This window comes from Subtercola boreus (assembly GCF_003399645.1).
In the GTDB taxonomy this organism is placed as follows: domain Bacteria; phylum Actinomycetota; class Actinomycetes; order Actinomycetales; family Microbacteriaceae; genus Subtercola; species Subtercola boreus_A.
The window spans coordinates 1-19,740 of record NZ_NBXD01000016.1 but is presented as its reverse complement, the minus strand read 5'-3'; the positions used below and the strand labels follow the sequence as shown (position 1 = coordinate 19,740).

The following is a 19,740-nucleotide window of genomic DNA, read 5'->3' as shown; positions in this document are numbered from 1 at the left end:
GCACGGTGGCTGCTCCGTTGTGGGCATCCTCTCCTCCACTTGTGGCGCTGTGGGCGAACTCTCCACAGATCGGTGGTTCCGGATGCGCGGCTCCTCGGTTGTGCAGCACCATCGTTCTCGTGCACTCCCTGACCCTCGCCGCCCTGCTCGCTCGCCGATCCCTCCGCCCGGGCGAGGCGGTGACCATTCTCGTGCCGATCCTGCAGGCCCTGCGGGAGTTGCACGACCTGCGGTGCACCCACGGTCGCATCACGGCCGCGGAGGTCTTCTTCGATCCCGTCGGGCGGGCCGTGCTCGACGGGTGGGAGGGGGCGCAGGAGTTCGAGCTGGGGGGTGCAGGGGCGGGCGCGGGGGGTGGCGCGGGGGTTGGCGCGGGGGGTGGCGCAGGGGAGGGCGCGGGGGTGTCGCGCGGTTCGGCGCGGTTCAGGCGGGCAGTGTTCGACGATGCCCGCCAATTCGTCTCGTTGGCGCAGCTCACGCTGGGTCGCGTCGAGCCTGCCGTGCCGGGGTGCGGTGTCTTCCTGGTCGCGGAGCTGGCTGCGCTGCAACGAGGGCGGCGGGAGCCCTTCTACCGCGAAGCCGAGGAACAGCTGTTCGCGATGGCGGAGCCCGAGGCGGTGGTGCTGCCGGGGGCCGGGCCGCTTGGGGTGGGGAAGCTGCCGGGGGCCGGGCCGCCGGGGGCGGGGGAGCTTGGGGTGGGGAAGCTGCCGGGGGCCGGGCCGCCGGGGGCGGGGGAGCGCTATGACTGGGCGGCGGAGGGTTCTGCCGTGCTGGCGGGAATCCGGTCGGAGGTGGAGGAACGCGCGCGGGCAGACCTCGACGCGGCGCGGCCCCGGGCCCGGATGCGTGCGCTGTCGTCGCGGGTGCGCGAGGTGGCGAAATCGGCGCCGGGGCTCGCACGGGACTGGTGGAGGGAACGCGAGCGTGGCGGCCACGGTGGGGCGCGTCGCGGCCTCCGACCACGCACAGCGATCGTCGCCGCGGTGGTGTGCGCTGTGGCGGTCGCAGGATCGCTTCTCGCTGTACCGCCACGGGGTGAGGCGGCTGGCGGGCCCTCGCCTGCGGCTCCTCCTGTCGTTCCCGGTACCGCGCCGACGTCCACGGTGAGGGCTGGCGCGGCATCGCAAGCGGGGGCCGGGGCCGGGGCAGGGGCGGGGGCGGAGGCGGAGGCGCCTGGGGCGGCTGCCGCAAAACCCACGGTGTCGAGCCCCGGTGCGGCGGCGACCGTGGCGGCAGGTGTCGGCACTGATCCGGTAGCGGCAGGCGCTGCGCTTCTGGCGGCGCGGGCACAGTGCTTCCGAACCAGGTCGATCCCGTGCCTGGCAGGAGTCGATCAGGCGGGGTCGGCGGCTCGCACCGTCGACGAGGCCGCTGTCGCCGCGCTGCTGCGGGCCTCGGGGGAGCAGGTATCGCAGGCTCCTGACCGTTTGGAGGGCCGGGTGCTGACACTCGTTCAGGCGCTCGGGGCGAGTGCGCTCCTCAGGGCTGAGCCTGCTGCCGCGCAGGCCGCGAGCCCGCAGCCGCCCGACGCACAGACTTCTGCGAGCGAGCCCGGTGAACCGCAGCCGCCCACCGGCTCACAGCCTTTCGCCGCTCTACCCCCCGATTCGCCGGGACCCGGCACCGAGACAGGGAGTACGGCCGGAGAGGAGCACGCGGGTGAACGAGAACCGGCCTCGCTCCTTCTGGTAAAGGGCGAGGCCGGGTGGCGCATCAGGGAGATCTTCACTCCCGCTTAGGGGAGCTACGACCGCCGGCGCACTGACGAGCGTTGCGCGTGTTCCGGTGCTGCTCAGATGCCGAGACTGGCGGCGAAGTCGCCGGCCTCGAGGCGGTTCTTGACCGCGACGAGGAAGCGGGCGGCGTCGGCACCGTCGACGATGCGGTGGTCGTAGCTCAGCGCGAGGTAGACCGTCGAACGGATCGCGATGGCATCGGAGCCGTCGACCGTCACGACGACAGGCTTCTTCGCGACGATGCCGGTACCGAGGATGGCCACCTGCGGAAGGAACACGATGGGCGTGTCGAAGAGCGCGCCGCGCGAACCGGTGTTGGTCAGCGTGAACGTTCCGCCACCGAGCTCGTCGGGCTTCAGCTTGTTGTCGCGGGTGCGGGCAGCGAGGTCGGCGATCTCCTTAGCGAGACCGGCGAGGTCGAGCTCACCGGCGTTCCGCACGACAGGCGTGAGCAGTCCGCGCTCGGTGTCGACAGCGATGCTGATGTTCTCGTGGTCGGGGTAGACGATCGAGTCACCGTCGATCGTTGCGTTGACGATCGGGTAGGCCTTCAGGGCCTCAGCGGCAGCCATCGCGAAGAAGGGGAGGAACGAGAGCTTCGTTCCGGTCTTCTCGGCGAACGCGCCCTTGACCCGGTCGCGGAAGGCGGCGACCTTGGTGACGTCGACCTCGACCACGCTGGTGAGCTGGGCGCTGGTCTGCATCGAGATGACCGCACGCTCGGCGACGACCTTGCGAAGGCGCGACATCGGAACGGTCGTGCCGCGAAGCGGCGACGTCTCAAGCGGGGCGGGGGCTGCAGCCGGAGCGGATGCGGCCCCGGCGGCGGGCGCCGCAGAGGACGCCGCGGCGGCAGCAGCCTTCGCTTCGACCGCAGCCTGCACGTCTTCCTTGCGGATGCGGCCACCCACACCGGAACCGGTGACGGTTGCGAGATCGATGCCCTGGTCGTGCGCGAGCTTGCGAACCAGAGGAGTGACGTACCCGGCGTTGCTACCGGACGCTTCAGCGGCGGGAGCAGCAGCAGCGGCGGGAGCAGCAGCCGGGGTGGCAGTAGCAGCGGCCGGTGCCGGCGTCGCCGGGGCGGCCGACGGGGTCGGGGCGGCAGGCGCTGCAGGCATGGGCTCCGCCGAAGCGGGAGCAGCAGCGGCCGGAGCGGGGGTGGCGGGTGCCGCGGGGGTGGCGGGTGCCGCGGGCGCGGCGGGAGCCGCAGCGGGGGCCGGCGCCTGGGCCTCGGTCGGAGCATCCGTCGACGGCACCTCGCCGGAGGAGGCTGGGGCGTCGGGAGCAGCGGCGTCGGTCGAGGCCTGCACCGGAGCATCCGGAACCGTCTCAGCGGGAACTGCAGCGGGCTCGGCAGCAGCGGGCTCAGCCTCGGCGGGCGCCTCGGGCTCGGCAGCACCGGCACCGGCACCCGAGCCGTCACCGATCGTCACGAGAGGAGTGCCGACCTCGACGGTCTCGTCTTCCTGAACCAGGATCTGCTCGATCACACCGGCAATGGGAGACGGGATCTCTGTGTCGACTTTGTCGGTCGAGACTTCGAGTAAGGGCTCGTCGACTTCGACGCGGTCGCCCACGTTCTTGAGCCAGCGGGTCACCGTTCCCTCGGTTACACTCTCGCCGAGTGCCGGAAGGTTGACGGATTCGCTCATCAGTTTGTCTCCTCTTCGAAAGACGTTTCAGTTCTGCATTTTCAGTGTGTCGTTACCGAGTTTAGGCGGGCAGCCCAATCGCCGGGTCGTGCTGGGGCAAGCCACTCACATGGCGTGCAACGGCTTTCCGGCGAGCGCCATGTGCGCCTCACCGAGTGCCTCGTTCTGGGTCGGGTGGGCGTGCACGAGCGACGCCACGTCTTCGGGGTAGGCCTCCCAGTTGACGATGAGCTGGCCTTCGCCGATCAGTTCGCCGACGCGGGCACCGATCATGTGGATGCCGACGACCGGGCCGTCATTCACCCGCACGACCTTGACGACACCCGAGGTGCCGAGGATGTGGCTCTTGCCGTTGCCGGCCAGGTTGTAGTCGTACGCCGAGACCTTGTCGGCCCCGAACTTCGCGACGGCTTTCGCCTCGGTGTAGCCCACCGAGGCGACCTCGGGCTCGGAGTAGGTGACCTTGGGGATGTTGACGTCTTCGACGACCTGCGGCTTCAGCCCGCCGATCTCCTCGGCGACGAAAATGCCCTGCTGGAAGCCGCGGTGTGCGAGCTGCAGGCCGGGAACGATGTCGCCGACGGCGTAGACGCCCGGGATGTTCGTCTCGAGACGGTCGTTCGTGATGACGAAACCGCGGTCGATCGTGATTCCTGCCTCCTCGAAGCCGAGCCCGGCGGTGGACGGACCGCGACCGACGGCCACGAGCAGCAGGTCGGCCTCGACCGTCGCGCCGTTCTCGAGCGTGACGACGACACCCTCGTCATTCTGCGTGACGCTCTGGAAGCGGATGCCGAGCGAGAACTCGATGCCGCGCTTGCGGTAGGCGCGCTCGAACTGCTTCGAGATCGACTCTTCTTCGTTGGGAACGAGGTGGGGGAGCGCCTCGATGATCGACACCTCGGCGCCGAACGACTTCCAGACGCTGGCGAATTCGACTCCGATGACGCCGCCGCCGAGGATGGCGACCTTCTTCGGGATGTAGTCGAGCGCGAGAGCGGTCTCGCTGGTGATCACCCGGCCGCCGATCTCGAGCCCGGGGAGGGTGCGCGAGTACGACCCGGTGGCGAGGATCATGCTCTTGCCGGTGTAGAGGTCGTCGCCGACCCGAACGGTCTTCGGTGCGACGAGCTTGCCCTCGCCCCGGATCACCGTGATCTTGCGAGCCTTGATGAGCCCCTCCAGGCCCTTGAACTTGCTGGAGACGATGCCCTCGCGGTAGGCCGTGACCGCGGCGAGGTCGATGCCCTCGAAGGTGGTCTTCACGCCGTACTTCGCCGACTCGCGCGACACGTCGGCCACCTCTGCCGAGTGCAGCAACGCCTTGGTCGGGATGCACCCTCGGTGCAGGCACGTGCCGCCGAGCTTGTCTTTCTCGATCAGCGCAACGGTGAAGCCGAGCTGGCTGGCGCGAAGAGCGGCTGCGTAGCCACCGCTCCCGCCGCCGAGGACGACGATGTCAAAATCGGTTTCCGACACTTGAGAGACTCCCTTATGCATCGAGCATGGTGACTGCACCCGCGGATGGGCAGGTGTCTTGATGGCGAGCTACTTTTTTCGCCCCCCCGAGCCTACTACGAGTCACTCCGCAGACATCCGTTCCGCGAGGTCGAGCAGGGTGCGAACGGTCACGCCGGTCGGCCCCTTGCCCGTGAACCCGTATCCCTCGCCGCCGTTGACGGCGGGCCCGGCGATGTCGAGGTGCGCCCACGGGATGCTGCCGGTGCCGTCGGCCCTGTCGCCAACGAACTCCCGGAGGAAGATCGCCGCGATGAGCATGCCGCCCGCGGTGTTGCCGGGCCTCATGTTCTGCAGGTCGGCGATGTCCGAGTTCAGCAGGGGCCGGAGCTCCGCCGGCATCGGCATGTGCCAGAGCGTCTCCGACGTGGCTGTCGCCGACGCGAGCACCTGTGCGACCAGTTCGCCGTCACCCATGACTCCGACGTACCGGTTGCCGAGCGCCGTCACCTGCGCCCCGGTCAGGGTCGCCACGTCGATGATCGCGTCGGGCTGCTCCTCGCTGGCGGCCACGAGCCCGTCGGCCAGAACCAGGCGCCCCTCGGCGTCGGTGTTCAGCACCTCGACGGTCTTGCCGCCGTAGATCTTGAGCACGTCGCCGGGGCGGATCGCGGAGCCCGAGGGCATGTTCTCGGCGATGCAGAGCCAGGCGGTGACGCGCACCGGAAGGGCGAGCGCCGCGGCGGCGAGCGCCACGGCCAGCACGGTCGCAGCCCCCGTCATGTCGTTCTTCATTCCGATCATCGACGCCGGCGGCTTCAGCGAGAGTCCGCCGGAGTCGAAGGTGATGCCTTTGCCGACCAGGGCGAGGTGTCGGGATGCCCCGCTCGGCTCGTACGAGACGCGCACCAGTCGCGGGCCTCTCGTCGAGCCCTGCCCGACGCCGAGGATGCCGCCGAACCCCTCCGCCTCGAGCGCCTCCTCGTTCCACACCCTGAGCGTGACCGGAAGGCTCCGGGCGGCGGCCTCGGCCCGCTCGACGAGCGTCGCCGGGTACAGGTCGAGCGGGGCCGCGTTCACCAGATCGCGCACCAGGGCCACGGCGCGAGCGGTCTCGAGTGCGGGTGCGATCGCGGTATCGGCTCCTTCGAGGGCCGAGCTCAACACGAGGGAGGATGCGCCGGCCTGGCGACCCTCGAGCGTCGAGTGCCGGTACTCGGTGTAGTCGTAGGCACCCATGGCCGCTCCCTCGAGCACGGCGCGAGCATCGGCGACGCTGGTCACGGGCAGGCCCAGCGCGACAGTCTCGAGGCCCCGCACGCGGCGGGTGGCTGCTCCGGCGGCGTACCGCAGGGCATCCGGGGTCTGGTCACTCTGGCCGAGACCGGTGAGGATGACGACGGGCGAACGGATGCCCGTGATGGGCCCGACGCGCTGCACCTCGTCTTTCTTGCCGCCGTGGCCGAGGCCCGCGAACATCGCCTCGAGGGCGGCCCGTGCCTCCTCCGGCAGGGCTTCCCCGCCGATGATCACCACCGTCTCGTCGATCTTCGCGGTGGCCAGCACGAGGGCATCGGCGTCGATCTCAGCGGGGGTCGTCTGGGTGAGGGAGATATCGGGGAGACTCATACGTTCAACCCTATGACGCGGCTACGCGCGGCGTTCGCCACAGGCGGATCGTTCGAGGGTCTGGTGTCAGACGACGAGATTAGAGTGGACGTATGAAGGATCCGGCGGAGTTGTTCGAACTGGCAGACGAGGTCGAGATGATCCCGGAGGGCCTGCCCCTGGTTGCTGCCCTGACGGGCTTCACCGACGCCGGGGCGGCCGTGAGCCAGTTCGGCGACTACCTGCTCGACACGCTGAACAACCGTGTCGTCGCCGAGTTCGACAACGACACGCTGCTCGACTACCGGGCCCGCCGGCCCATCATCGACTTCGACCAGGACCACCTCACCGACTACCAGCCACAGACCCTGAGGCTGTACCTGCTGAGCGACGAGGTGGGGCAGCAGTTCCTCTTCCTGCACGGGTTCGAGCCCGACTTCCGCTGGGAGCAGTTCACCGCCGCCGTTCTGCACCTGGTCGACCGTTTCCAGGCGAAGACCACGACGTGGGTGCACTCCATTCCCATGCCGGTGCCGCACACGCGCGCAATCGGCGTGACGGTGAGTGGCAACCGCGTCGAGCTCACCGACGCCATGTCGGTCTGGCGGCCGCACACCCAGGTGCCCTCCAATGCGCTGCACCTCGTGGAGTACCGGCTGCAGCAGCTCGGTCACCCGGTGGCCGGGTTCGTGCTGCTCATTCCGCACTATCTGGCCGACACGGAGTACCCGCTCGCCGCCCTGGCGTCGCTCGAGAGCATCAGCGCAGCGACCGGCCTGATCTTCCCCACCGACAGGCTGCGCGAGGAGGGGCGAGAGTTCCTGACCAAGATCGACCAGCAGGTCCAGTCGAACGCCGAGCTCGAGAAGCTGGTCGGCACGCTCGAGGAGCGACACGACAGTTACATGGAGAATGCCGGGCTGCGGTCGCCGCTGACGGATGAAGACGGCGAGCTGCCCTCGGCCGACGAGATCGCGGCGGAGCTCGAGAACTTCCTCGCCATCAAGCGGCGCGGCGACGACTCGGGGCCGGGGTTCGGCGGGCTCTGAATATATGGTCGGCCCTTCGGGCCGCACCGTAGGAGCTCGGGGTTCGCGGGCTCTGAATATATGGTCGGCCCTTCGGGCCGCACCGTAGGAGCTCGGGGTTCGCCGGTAAACTCTCCCGGTGAACTCCAAACGATCCTGGTTCGTGTTCGGTGTCGCCGCACTGGCGTACATCGCCGCCGTGCTGCAGCGCAGCTCGCTCGGGGTCTCCGGGGTCTCGGCCGCCGATCGCTACTACACCTCGGCCGCGATCCTCTCGACGCTCGCCGTCGTGCAGCTCATCGTCTACGCCGCACTGCAGATTCCGAACGGGATCCTCATCGACCGGGTGGGGCCGAAGCTGCTCATCGTGGTCGGCACCGCCGTCATGGTCGTGGGCCAGCTCACCCTGGCGTTCTCGACCGACATCGGCATCGCGGTGATCGGCCGGGTTCTCGTCGGGGCGGGCGACTCCGCGATCTTCATCTCGGTCATCCGCCTCGTGAATTCGTGGTTCAGCGGGCGCATCGTGCCGCAGCTCTCCCAGTGGATGGGCAACCTCGGGGCGATCGGCCAGATTCTCTCGGCGGTCCCGTTCGCCATCGTCCTGCACGAGGCGGGCTGGAGCGCGGCGTTCACGTCGGCGGCCTCCGTGGCGCTGCTGGCGTTCATCCTGAGCCTGCTCGTGCTTGGCGACAGGCCCCCCTCGGTGACCGCGCCCGAACAGCCGACGCTCGGCGTGGTGCTGAAGCGCCTCGGCCCGACGCTTCGGCGGCCCGGCACCCAGCTCGGTTTCTGGTCTCACTTCGTGACGCAGTCGTCGGGCACCGTCTTCGCGCTGTTCTGGGGGTTTCCGTTCATGGTCTCGGCGCTCGGCTACAGTACGACCCTGGCCTCGGGGCTGCTGGTCGTGATCGTGGTCGTCGGCCTCGTGTCGGGGCCGATCCTGGGACTGTTGACCGCGCGCTTCCCGACGCGACGGTCGAACCTGGTCCTCGGGATCGTGGCGATGCTGGGCGTCGTGTGGACGGCCGTTCTCGTCTGGCCGGGCACACCACCACTCTGGCTGGTGGTGCTGCTCGTGGTCGCGATGGGCGCGGGCGGGCCCGGGTCTCTCATCGGCTTCGACTTCGCCCGCACATTCAACCCTCCGCACACGCTGGGCTCGGCGAACGGCGTGGTGAACGTCGGTGGCTTCACGGCGAGCTTCGTGATGCTGTTCCTCATCGGGGTGATTCTGGATGCTCTGCACAACGTCGGCTTCAGCGCTTCCCTGTATGACGTGGGCGCTTTCAAGCTGGCATTCGCAGTGCAATACGTGGTGATCGGGCTCGGAGTGCTCTTTCTGGTGCGAGCGAGGCGCCGCGCGAGGGCGCAGCTCGAAGAAGACGAGGGAATATCGGTGGCCCCCCTCTGGGTTGCACTCTCTGCAGCCTGGTCACGAAAGCGCCCTTGACAAAAGGGCCATCTGTCGGCCAAGGTTCGCAATCCGTGCAATAATTGTCTCTAGAGACCCGTTCTTGTTCTGGGGTGGTCAGCGTGTCTGCCACGCGAATTCCCAGCACTTGACATGGGTCTTAGTAATGTCAAAAAACAACTCTGGTTGACAGTGGCGCGGGGGCGCATCCAGTCCCTCCCGTCATCTCCACCAGTGTGAAAGGTGATCCGTATGGCCACCACGAAGGCTCCCGCGACGAAGGTCGCCGCCACGAAGACCGCAGCGCCGAAGGCTGCTGCACCGAAGACCGCTTCGCCCAAGACCGCTGCCACCAAGACGACGGCCGCGCCCAAGACGGCGGCAAAGAAGACGGCAGCACCCCGGGCCACGGCCAGGGGCAAGGCGACCGCGAGCAAGGCCACCACCGATCCCGACGTCGAAGACGAAGACGTCGACATCGACACGGCGGATGTCGACACCGACGACACGGTGGCCGATGACGTCGTCGCCGACGATGTGGTCGTCATCGCACCGGGCGCCGTGGCCCCCGACGCCGAAGCGACGGCAGGCGACGACGAGACCGACGAGGAGTCGACCGGCACCGCGACGACCGAGGCGCTGCCGAGCGGCGCCCTCGTCCTCTCCCTGGTCGACGACGACGATGACGTACCGGTCTACTCCAGCGCCATCACCGGCGCGACGGCCGACCCGGTCAAGGACTACCTGAAGCAGATCGGCAAGGTCGCCCTGCTGAACGCGGCCGAAGAGGTCGAGCTCGCGATGCGCATCGAGGCGGGACTGTTCGCCGAAGACAAGCTGGCGAACTCCGAGGGCCTCAGCCCGTCGGCCAAGCGCGAGCTGCAGTGGGTCGCGAAAGACGGCCAGCGTGCCAAGAGCCACCTGCTCGGCGCCAACCTCCGCCTCGTCGTCAGCCTCGCCAAGCGCTACACCGGTCGCGGAATGCAGTTCCTCGACCTCATCCAGGAGGGCAACCTGGGCCTCATCCGTGCCGTCGAGAAGTTCGACTACACCAAGGGGTTCAAGTTCTCGACCTATGCAACCTGGTGGATCCGGCAGGCGATCACGCGTGCCATGGCCGACCAGGCGCGCACCATCCGCATCCCCGTGCACATGGTCGAGGTCATCAACAAGCTGGCGCGCGTGCAGCGGCAGATGCTGCAGGATCTCGGTCGCGAGCCCACGCCCGAGGAGCTCAGCCGCGAACTCGACATGACGCCCGAGAAGGTCGTCGAGGTGCAGAAGTACGGCCGAGAGCCCATCTCGCTGCACACTCCGCTGGGTGAAGACGGCGACAGCGAGTTCGGTGACCTCATCGAAGACACCGAGGCCGTCGTTCCCGCCGACGCCGTGGGCTTCACGATGCTGCAGAAGCAGCTCGAGTCGCTGCTCGACTCCCTCTCCGAGCGCGAGGCGGGCGTGATCCGCATGCGCTTCGGGCTGGGCGACGGCATGCCGAAGACCCTGGACCAGATCGGTGACACCTTCGGCGTGACGCGGGAGCGCATCCGCCAGATCGAGTCGAAGACCATGGCCAAGCTCCGTCACCCCTCCCGATCGCAGTCGCTTCGCGACTACCTCGAATAAGCCGGTGGGAGTTCGTACCGCGGCAGCCGTCGCAGTCGGTCGCGCTGTTCGGGTTGCCGCGCGGATGCGCGGGGGCGGTTCCGCCATTCCGGGAACCGTCGCCCTCCGCATCGCCCCCCGCTTTCTCGAAGACACCATCTCGGCCATTCCCCGCGGGGTCGTCGCGATCTCGGGCTCGAACGGGAAGTCGACGACGACGAACATGCTCGCGGCCATCCTCCGCGAGCATGGCCTGAAGGTCTTCACGAACCCCTCCGGCGGCAATCTGCCCCAGGGGATCGCCTCCTCCGTGCTGTCGCAGGTGTCGCTCGGCGGAAAGCTCGACGCCGACATCGCCATCCTCGAGGTCGACGAGGGCTACGGCCCCCGGCTCGCGAAGCTGCTGAAGCCGCGCACGGTGCTCCTGCTGAACATCCAGATCGACCAGCTCAACCGGTACCACGAGCCCGACCGCGTGGTGCGGATGCTCGAACAGGTCGCCATGACCTCGACGACCTCTCTCATCCTGAACCGGGACGACAACCACCTCGTCGACATGGACCGACGCATTCCGGGCGATCGGGAGGTCTCGTTCTTCGGGGCCTCACCCGAGCTCATCGCAGGAGCCGCTCACGGCGTCGCCTCGGCCGACCGGTTCGGTGATGCCCACGCCGAAGTCGGTGCGCGCGAGGCCGCCGTCACGGTGACCGATCTCGGTGACAGCCAGGCCGTACTCGCGGTCGACGGTCACGACATCGCCGTGCGCCTGCCCGCGCGTGGGCTGCACTACGCCCTCGACGCGGCCGGAGCGACCGCCACCGCTCGCTCGGTGATGGGAGCAGCCTTCCGCCCGGGACTCGTCACCGCGGCCCTCAACGGGCTGTCGACGGTCTACGGTCGGGGCGAGCTGCTGCAGGTCGCCGGTGAATCGATCGAGATCATCATGATGAAGAACCCGGCGAGCCTGCAGTTGAACCTCGATTCGCTGGGGTCCACGCCCGAACAGGTCTTCATGGCGGTCGACGAGGGCACACCCGATCCGTCGTGGATCTACGACATCGACTTCTCGAGCCTGTCGCACGTCGATGTGATCACCGGCTCGAAGGCCTGGCAGTTCGCGGTGCGCCTGGGGTACGCCGACATTCCCGTCGGTTCTGTCGACCTCGACGTGCGGGCCGCCCTGAAACGGTTCCTCGCACTGCCGCGGCCGGCGAACGGTCGAAAGACGATGATCCTGAACTACGAGCAGATGATGGGCATTCGCAAGATTCTGGGCTTCAAGGAGCTCGAAGGGGGTGGGCAGGCATGACTGACACCGAGAGGGCGTCGTCGGCCGCCGATCGACTGAACATCCTGCACCTGTTCCCCCGAACGCTCGGGATGAACGGCGAGAACGGCAACGTCGAAATTCTCGTTCGTCGTGCAGAGTCGCGCGGCGTGAGCGTGAGCGTGAAACGCTACGAAGACGGTGATTCGCTGCCGGCCTCGGTCGACCTGGTGTTCATCGGCAGCGGTCCGGTCTCGGCACAGCTCGAGACGTATGCTTGGTTGCCCGTCGTTGCACCGCCGCTTCGCGCGCTGGCGGCACACGGGGTGCCCTTTCTCGCGGTCGGTGCCGGCTTTCAGCTGCTCGGGCGCTCGGTGACGCTTGTCGACGGCACGGAGCTGACCGGCGCCGGGGTCTTCCCCGTCACGACGGTCGTCGGGGGGGAGCGTGTAGTGGGCGACTTCGTCGTCTCGTCGCCGAAGCTCGGTACCCTCGTCGGGTTCGAGAACCGCGGCTCCTCAGTGTCGATCGGTGATGCGACCCCGCTCGGGTCGGTCGTCTACGGTCGGGGCAACCTGCCTGCGTTGGGGCCCGGGGCGTCTGCGGGCGCGGCGGCCGTGGCTGCGTCGGGTGCGAACGCCGACGGGACCGTGCTGGTGGCCCCGGATGATCGTGCCGAGGGCTTCTGGGTCGGCAACCTCATCGGCACCCACCTCCACGGGCCGGTTCTCGCCAACAACCCCGCCCTCGCGGACTGGCTGCTGGAGGCAGCGCTGGCCCGCCGCGGCGAGACGCTGCCCGCGGCTCCGGCCGACCTCGTGGAGATCGACCGTCGCGCCGCGAAGGCCCGCGAGACCATCGCGTCGGCCCCCCTCAGCGAATAGGGCACGCCAAGAGCACTCAGGTGTCGATCCGGTCCTTCGACATGGTGTCGCTGCCGGCGATGATGAACTCCTTGCGGGGGGCCACGTCGTCACCCATGAGCAGCTCGAAGGTGCGCTCGGCGGCGGCCGCGTCATCCACCCGAACTCGACGGAGCATTCGGTGCTGCTTGTCCATCGTGGTGAGCGCCAACTGGTCGGCATCCATCTCGCCGAGGCCCTTGTAGCGCTGGATGGGCTCCTGGTACTTCTTCTTCGACTTCGCGAGCCCCGAGAGAACGCCGCTCAGCTCGGCCTCGGAGTAGGTGTAGATCGTCTCGTTGGGCTTCGTTCCCGGGTTCATCACGATGACCCTGTGCAGGGGCGGCACAGCCGCGAACACCCTGCCCGCGTCGATCATCGGCCGCATGTACCGGAAGAACAGTGTGAGGAGCAGCGTGCGGATGTGCGCGCCGTCGACATCCGCGTCACTCATCAGGATGATCTTGCCGTACCGTGCCGCCGAGAGATCGAAGGTGCGACCCGACCCCGCACCGATGACCTGGATCATCGAGGCGCATTCGGCGTTCGACAGCATGTCGCTGACCGAGGCCTTCTGAACGTTCAGAATCTTGCCTCGAATCGGCAGCAACGCCTGGAACTCACTGTTGCGAGCCTGTTTGGCTGTGCCGAGCGCCGAGTCGCCCTCGACGATGAACAGCTCGCTGCCCGAGACGTCGCTCGAGCGGCAGTCGACCAGCTTCGCCGGCAGCGAAGAGCTCTCGAGGGCATTCTTGCGACGCTGCGTCTCTTTGTGCGCCCGGGCAGAGATGCGCGACTTCATCTCGGCGACGACCTTGTCGAGCACCAGCGCGGTCTGCGTCTTGTCGTCGCGCCTGGTCGAGGTGAACCGCTCGGTGAGCGCCTTCGTGACCACCGACGTGACGATGGCGCGCACGGCGGGTGTGCCGAGGATCTCCTTCGTCTGCCCCTCGAACTGCGGCTCGGGCAGCCGCACGGTGAGCACGGCGGTGAGCCCGGCCAGCACATCCTCTTTGTCGAGCTTGTCGTTGCCGACCTTGAGGCGGCGCGCGTTGTCGTCGACGGTCTTTCGCAGGAAGCGCAGCAGCCCGGCCTCGAAGCCGGCGAGGTGCGTTCCGCCCTTCGGCGTCGAGATGATGTTCACGAAGGTCTTCACTTCGGTCTCATACCCTGTTCCCCAGCGCAGGGCGATGTCCACGCTGCAGTCCCGGGTGAGCTCGGTGGGCACCATCGCGCCCGAATTGTTCAGCACGGGAACGGTCTCGGCGAAGGTGCCCGAACCCGACAGGCGCCAGGTGTCGGTCAGCGCAGCATCCGGTGCCAGAAAATCGACGAACTCGGCGAGCCCGCCTTCGTAGCTGAAGGTCTCGTGCAGAGGCTCTTCACCGCGATTGTCCGTGATGTCGAGTGTGAGGCCGGAGACGAGGAACGCCGTCTGGCGTGCCCGGTCGACGAGCTCGGAGGTCTGGAACTGCGCCTGTTCGGTGAAGATCTGCGGGTCGGCCCAGTAGCGGATGCGTGTGCCGGTCACGCCCCGCTTCACCTTTCCGACAACCCGCAGTTCGCTCTGGTTCTCGAAGGGGGTGAAGGGCGAACGCGGTGACGGTGCGCCGCCCACCGGGTCAGCGAAGTTGCCGGGCTCACCGCGGTGGAACGACATGGCGAACGTCTTGCCGTCCCGGTCGACCTCCACGTCGAGCCGCTCGCTCAGCGCGTTCACGACCGAGGCACCGACTCCGTGCAGACCTCCGGATGCCGCGTACGACCCCGAGCCGAACTTGCCGCCGGCGTGCAGCTTCGTGAACACCACTTCGACCCCGCTGAGGCCGGTGCGCGGTTCGATGTCGACCGGGATGCCGCGGGCGCGGTCACGCACCTCGATGCTGGCGTCGGGGTGCAGGATGATCGAGATCTCATCGCCGTGCCCGCCGAGCGCCTCGTCGACCGAATTGTCGATGATCTCCCAGAGGCAGTGCATGAGGCCCTTCGGCCCGGTCGAGCCGATGTACATACCGGGGCGCTTGCGCACGGCCTCGAGACCCTCCAGTACCGACAGGTGCCTGGCGGAGTAGTCGGACGATGCCACAGGTGCTCCTTAGCTCAGCGGGTTCACTGGGATGTTTCTGCGGATACGTCAAGGCGGGTCGCCCGGACGTTCCGACGTCTTAGCCTAGTTAGATCCACCATCCACAGCCGCGAAGACACTCGCCTGCACCGCTCTGCTACGCGCAGAGCGAAACACAGGGGAATGTAACATCGCGGGAACATACTCATGCTTGTATGGGTTCTACAGATTGTCTGAGGTATCGACCCGTGAGGAGCCAGAAGATGCAATCAATTGCAACAGAGACCGACGTGGTGGGCGATCTGCAAGTGAGCCGCCAGCTGACCGGCGCAGACCGCTGCGACAGCTGCGGTGCGCAGGCGTACATCCGTGTCGAGATGAACAGCGGAGACCTTCTCTTCTGCGCCCACCACGGCCGTGAGGTGCACGCGAAGCTCTTCCCGATCGCCAAGAGCTGGCACGACGAGTCAGACAGACTCCTCGAGCAGCGCTAGCGCGCACCCTTCCCGAACGCTCGAAGCGGCGGCGGGCATCATGAACCGGATGCTCGCCGCCGCTTCTTTCGTGTGAGGACTCTCAGACTCCCGAGTCTTGTCTGCGTGTTAGCGTCGAGAGGTTGCCACAGCGGGCAGCACGGGTTCTGGGGGAGGCCGACGCATGAAGCGACGCATCGTGTCAATGGTGCTTGCAGCCGTTCTGGCGGGCGCCGCTCTCATCGCCAATGCCGCCTCGGCAGCCGCCTTCGACCCTGTCCCCGAGCTCTACAAGCTGTATCCGTACACGACTCCACAGCATCCGCCCGTGGTCAAGCCGGGACCCCCTGTGGGCAGAGGGCTCCCCGCCGGCTCACCCGACGGAGGAGAGGTGACCGGCTCGACAGCGGCCAATCACCTGCTGCTGCCGGGGGCGACCGTGTCGGCGCTGCAGTTCGACGCGACGGGGGCGGTGACGTTCTCCCGCTCGACGACGAGCGACGCTGATGGCCGGTACGTGCTCGCAGACCTTCCGGCTGGCGACTACTGGATCCAGTTCTACGACGACTCCGATCCGAAACACGTGCTGCAGGCGTGGCGCTCGGTCTACGGGTTCTACCCCGACGGCGCCACGGTACCCATCACACCCGGCAGCTCGATCGATGCCGACGGATACCTCCTCGAGAACGGGTCGATCACCGGACATGTCGGATGCAGCGACGGCTGCGACCGGGGCATCGACTACTCGAAGGCCGTCGTCGACATCTACATCGCCTACCAGGGCCTCGGTTTCTACCCCACGGCCGAGCAGCGGGCGACCGTCGGCGCGACCGGCTCCTTCCGGTTCAGCTTCGCCCAGCCGGGGGAGTACGTCGCCATAGTGCGGTACTCGGGTTCCGACTTCGGCGACGCAGAGATCGGTTCGGCCTTCATGCTGGACGAGGGCGAGACCGCGACGATCGCTCCGACCCTCCGCGAAGTGCGGCCGAATCTCCACGCCGGCAATCCGCTCGGTACCGGTCCCGAGGCGAACGTCTACGCCGAGTACTGGGACTTCCTCCAGCGCACCCCGAGTGTCGACGACATCCGACCCTGGCTCGCAGTGTTCCAGTTCTACAACGACCATCAGCTGCCCGAGACACCGGCGGCGTGGATGGCCCGTAACTTCGTCGAGAGCGACGAGTACCGGCTGAAGCGCATCGTCGACGCTTACCAGTCCATCCTGGGCCGGGCCCCGGATGCCGGTGGCCGGGCCATGTGGCTGACCGACATGAAGCTCGGGTACATCTCGACCGACGACATCCTGAAGTCGCTCTACGAGTCGGCGGAGTGGTACACGAACCACGGTTCGACCAACACCTCCTCTGCGAAGTCGCTCTACAACGCGCTGCTCGGGCGCGACGGCAGCGCCGCTGACTACAAATGGTGGGGCGATCTTGCGACGACACACGGTCGCAACTGGGTGGTCGATCAGTTCTGGATGTCGGATGAGACCACCGGCGACCGTGTCGGCGCAATGTACGCCACCTACCTCGGTCGGATTCCGGATGCCTCGGGGCTGGCCAACTGGAAGAGTATCGACCTCCGCGTGGGCGACTCGATCGCGCGGGAGGGGATCGTCAGCAGCTCGGAATACTACATCCGGGCGCAGATGCGTTTCGACGTCAGCTGATCGAGCGATCGCTCAGCCTGATCGAGGATCACGGCTGCGGGGTCGAACAGACGCGAGCACCGGTGCGCTCAGGGGAGCGTGGCGGCGAAGCCGATGGAGGCGACGGGGGCCGCCAGCGGGGTTCCCGACGCATCGCGCTTCGCGCCCGGCTCGGGCAGCGTGCGCACGGCACCGTCTGAAGCGACCGCGAGGGCCGGTTCGGGGCCGACCCAGGCCAGTTGCAGGGCATCCTCGCCGCGGAGGAACCGGTGGGCGCGCACGCCGCCGGTGGCACGGCCCTTGGGCGGGAACTCGCTAAACTCCGACACCTTCGCCGAGCCGGAGTCGGTGCCGGGGAGCATGCCCGAGCTGCTGGCGACGGTGGCCACGACGATGCGGGTAGCGGATGCCTCGGCGAGCTCACCCTCGACGGGTTGGGTGGTGGCGTCCGGAGCGATCGCACCGGGCGCAACCGCGCTGAACGCGATCACGGTGGCACCGGCGCCCAGGCTGATACCCGCCATGCCGCCCGCGGTGCGCCCCTGCGGGCGAACAGCGGCGGCGGGGAAGTGCAGCAGCTGGGCATCGGAAGCCACGAAGACGAGGTTAGACGATTCGGTGGGCTGGGTGGCGCCGACGACTTCGTCTCCGGGCTTCAGCGCGATCAGCTCGAAGTCGGGCTTGTTCGGCCAGTCACTGGGGATGATGCGTTTGACGGTTCCGAGCTTGGTGCCGAGCGCGATCGGAACGTCGGAGGAGAGCGAGACGAGTGCAATGATCTGCTCACGTTTCGTGTCGACGGCCAGATAGTCGGCGATGCGCACGCCGGCTCCGAGCTGCACGGAGTTCGCCGGCGCCACGGGCAGGTCTTGCACACTCATCCTGAGCAACCGACCGAGCGAGGTGACGGCACCGATCTCGGTGCGCGTGGTGGTCTCGACGACCGAAAGCACGGCGTCGTGTTTGCTGCGCCGGGTGTGCGCACCCGTGGGTCGCGGGCTGCGGCCGGGCACGGAGCCGTCGGCCGGGGAATCTGCACCACCGTCGCTGTCGCCACCGCCCGACACGATCTCAGCCGGCGTCGGCAGGTCGACGCGAATCGTTCGGCCGGTCGTGGAGAGGAACACGCGGCACGGTGTGTCGGCGAGTTCGAGCGACACCTGCTCACGGCGGGCCGCGGCCGTGGTGGGCGCTGCCGCCCGCGCCTCCGTCAGCAACGTGCGCCGGGGCGTGCCGAGCGCATCGGCCACCTCGTCGAGCTCCTCGGAGACCGTCTGGCGGATGAGCGCCTTGTTGGCGAGCAGTGCTTCGAGGTGTTCGATCTCCTTGAGCAACTGGTCCCGTTCGGTTTCGAGCTCGATGCGGGAGAAACGCGTGAGTCGGCGAAGCCGGAGTTCGAGGATGTAGTCGGCCTGCAACTGGTCGAGGTCGAACACGTCGATGAGGCGGGTGCGCGCCTGCTCGGTGTCATCCGAATTGCGGATGACCTGGATCACCTCGTCGATGTCGAGAATGGCGATCAGGAGGCCGAGCAGCAGGTGCAGCCGCTCGCGGCGCTTGCGCAGCCGGAACTGCGTACGCCGGGTCGTCACCTCGATGCGGTGGTCGACGTACACCTGCAGCAGCTGCTTCAACCCGAGCGTCTGCGGGCTGCCGTTGACGAGCGCGACGTTGTTGATGTTGAAGGAGTCTTCGAGCGGGGTCTGGCGGTAGAGCTGTTCGAGCACGGCCTCAGGACTGAAACCGGTCTTGATGCCGATCACGAGCCGCAGCCCGTTGGTGCGGTCGGTGAGGTCGGTGACGTCGGAGATGCCCTGCAGCTTCTTCGAATTCACGCCGTCTTTGATTTTGGAGATGACCTTCTCGGCACCCACCAGGTAGGGCAGTTCTGTCACGACAAGCCCGACCTTCCGCGCAGTCAGGGTCTCGATGCTGACCTTCGCGCGCGTCTTGAACGCACCGCGCCCGGTGGCGTAGGCGTCGCGGATGCCGGCCAGCCCGACGATCGTACCGCCGCCGGGAAGATCGGGGCCGGGAATGAACTGCATCAGGTCATCGACCGTGGCCGCCGGATGCGTGATCAGGTAGCGCGCTCCGGCCACCACCTCGATGAGGTTGTGCGGGGCCATGTTCGTGGCCATGCCGACCGCGATACCGCTCGCCCCGTTCACCAGCAGGTTCGGGTAGGCGGCGGGCAGAACGTCGGGCTGCACCTCGGTGTTGTCGTAGTTCGGGATGAAGTCGACGACGTCTTCGTCGAGGCCGTCGGTCATGGAGAGGGCCGCGGGTGCCGGGCGCGCCTCGGTGTAGCGGGATGCGGCGGGGCCGTCGTCGAGGGAGCCGAAGTTGCCGTGCCCATCGACGAGGGGGAGTCGGAGGGTCCAGCTCTGGGCCAGGCGTACCAGCGCGTCGTAGATGGACGCATCGCCGTGCGGGTGCAGCTTGCCCATCACGTCGCCCACGACGCGAGCGGATTTCACGTGGCCGCGGTCGGGCCGCAGCCCCATCACGCTCATCTGGTAGATGATGCGTCGCTGGACGGGCTTCAGGCCGTCACGGGCATCCGGGAGCGCACGGGAGTAGATGACCGAATAGGCATATTCGAGAAACGAGCCCTGCATCTCGCTCGACACATCGATGTCTTCGATGTTCTCGACTATGTCGGGCGCGGGCTCGGGGGTTCTCGGCGTCATTTGCCACCCATGATACCGGGGGCCTCCGACGCTCCCGACGCTGACACGACGCGGTGTGCCAGACTTGCCCCGTGCCCTCCCCGCTCCTGGCCGACCTTCCCGCCTTCGACGCCGAGGCACCGCATCTGGTCGACGTGTTTCCGAGTTGTCTGGCGGCCCTCGGGGGCGAGCCCAACATCCTGGAG

General features: G+C 67.8%; 13 protein-coding genes. 8 read left to right on the top strand and 5 right to left on the bottom strand.

The features are described 5' to 3' along the window. The first annotated feature begins 5 nt into the window (after nt 1-5). Entirely contained in the window at nt 6-1,739 is a 1,734-nt protein-coding gene (locus tag B7R24_RS08380) for a hypothetical protein (RefSeq protein ID WP_147304001.1), read from the top strand. 53 nt (nt 1,740-1,792) lie between these two features. Here the strand turns inward: B7R24_RS08380 and sucB are convergent, their stop codons facing one another. The 3 genes from sucB to B7R24_RS08365 all read right to left on the bottom strand — a co-directional run bounded on the left by sucB (nt 1,793) and on the right by B7R24_RS08365 (nt 6,478). Then, nucleotides 1,793-3,391, bottom strand: coding sequence for a 2-oxoglutarate dehydrogenase, E2 component, dihydrolipoamide succinyltransferase (gene sucB / locus B7R24_RS08375; RefSeq protein WP_116418525.1), 1,599 nt, complete (start codon nt 3,389-3,391; stop codon nt 1,793-1,795). Nucleotides 3,392-3,496: 105 nt separating this feature from the next. After that, entirely contained in the window at nt 3,497-4,891 is a 1,395-nt protein-coding gene (gene lpdA, locus B7R24_RS08370; protein ID WP_437123519.1) for a dihydrolipoyl dehydrogenase, read from the bottom strand. A gap of 81 nt (nt 4,892-4,972) precedes the next feature. Next, the gene (locus B7R24_RS08365; RefSeq protein ID WP_116418523.1) at nt 4,973-6,478 is read right to left on the bottom strand and encodes a leucyl aminopeptidase; all 1,506 of its coding nucleotides are present in this window, start codon (nt 6,476-6,478) and stop codon (nt 4,973-4,975) included. 92 nt (nt 6,479-6,570) lie between these two features. On the opposite strand from B7R24_RS08365, the gene B7R24_RS08360 reads away from it, so the two are divergent. The 5 genes from B7R24_RS08360 (at nt 6,571) to B7R24_RS08340 (ending at nt 12,655) form a co-directional block, all read left to right on the top strand. Continuing rightward, nucleotides 6,571-7,506, top strand: a complete 936-nt coding sequence (locus tag B7R24_RS08360) for a proteasome assembly chaperone family protein (protein ID WP_116418522.1) — start codon at nt 6,571-6,573, stop codon at nt 7,504-7,506. A gap of 118 nt (nt 7,507-7,624) precedes the next feature. Next, nucleotides 7,625-8,938 carry an MFS transporter gene (locus B7R24_RS08355; RefSeq protein ID WP_116418521.1) on the top strand — a complete coding sequence of 438 codons (1,314 nt, stop codon included), beginning with the start codon at nt 7,625-7,627 and terminating at the stop codon, nt 8,936-8,938. Nucleotides 8,939-9,151: 213 nt separating this feature from the next. Then, nucleotides 9,152-10,525, top strand: coding sequence for an RNA polymerase sigma factor (locus B7R24_RS08350; RefSeq protein ID WP_116418520.1), 1,374 nt, complete (start codon nt 9,152-9,154; stop codon nt 10,523-10,525). 4 nt (nt 10,526-10,529) lie between these two features. After that, entirely contained in the window at nt 10,530-11,813 is a 1,284-nt protein-coding gene (locus B7R24_RS08345; protein WP_253259352.1) for a MurT ligase domain-containing protein, read from the top strand. After that, nucleotides 11,810-12,655 carry a type 1 glutamine amidotransferase gene (locus B7R24_RS08340; protein ID WP_116418519.1) on the top strand — a complete coding sequence of 282 codons (846 nt, stop codon included), beginning with the start codon at nt 11,810-11,812 and terminating at the stop codon, nt 12,653-12,655. Before B7R24_RS08345 ends, B7R24_RS08340 begins: the two co-directional genes overlap by 4 nt. Nucleotides 12,656-12,671: 16 nt before the next feature. Here the strand turns inward: B7R24_RS08340 and B7R24_RS08335 are convergent, their stop codons facing one another. Next, nucleotides 12,672-14,759, bottom strand: coding sequence for a DNA gyrase/topoisomerase IV subunit B (locus B7R24_RS08335; protein WP_116418518.1), 2,088 nt, complete (start codon nt 14,757-14,759; stop codon nt 12,672-12,674). A gap of 242 nt (nt 14,760-15,001) precedes the next feature. Between B7R24_RS08335 and B7R24_RS08330 the strand changes: the two genes are divergently transcribed. Then, on the top strand, nt 15,002-15,232 hold the full coding sequence (locus B7R24_RS08330) for a DUF7455 domain-containing protein (protein ID WP_116418517.1): 231 nt from the start codon (nt 15,002-15,004) through the stop codon (nt 15,230-15,232). A 163-nt stretch (nt 15,233-15,395) separates the two neighbouring features. Continuing rightward, nucleotides 15,396-16,883, top strand: coding sequence for a DUF4214 domain-containing protein (locus B7R24_RS08325; RefSeq protein WP_116418516.1), 1,488 nt, complete (start codon nt 15,396-15,398; stop codon nt 16,881-16,883). Nucleotides 16,884-16,951: 68 nt separating this feature from the next. On the opposite strand, the gene B7R24_RS08320 is transcribed toward B7R24_RS08325, so the two are convergent. Further along, nucleotides 16,952-19,555 (bottom strand): DNA gyrase/topoisomerase IV subunit A, encoded by a 2,604-nt coding sequence (locus B7R24_RS08320; RefSeq protein ID WP_116418515.1) that lies wholly within the window; start codon nt 19,553-19,555, stop codon nt 16,952-16,954. Nucleotides 19,556-19,740: the final 185 nt, after the last annotated feature.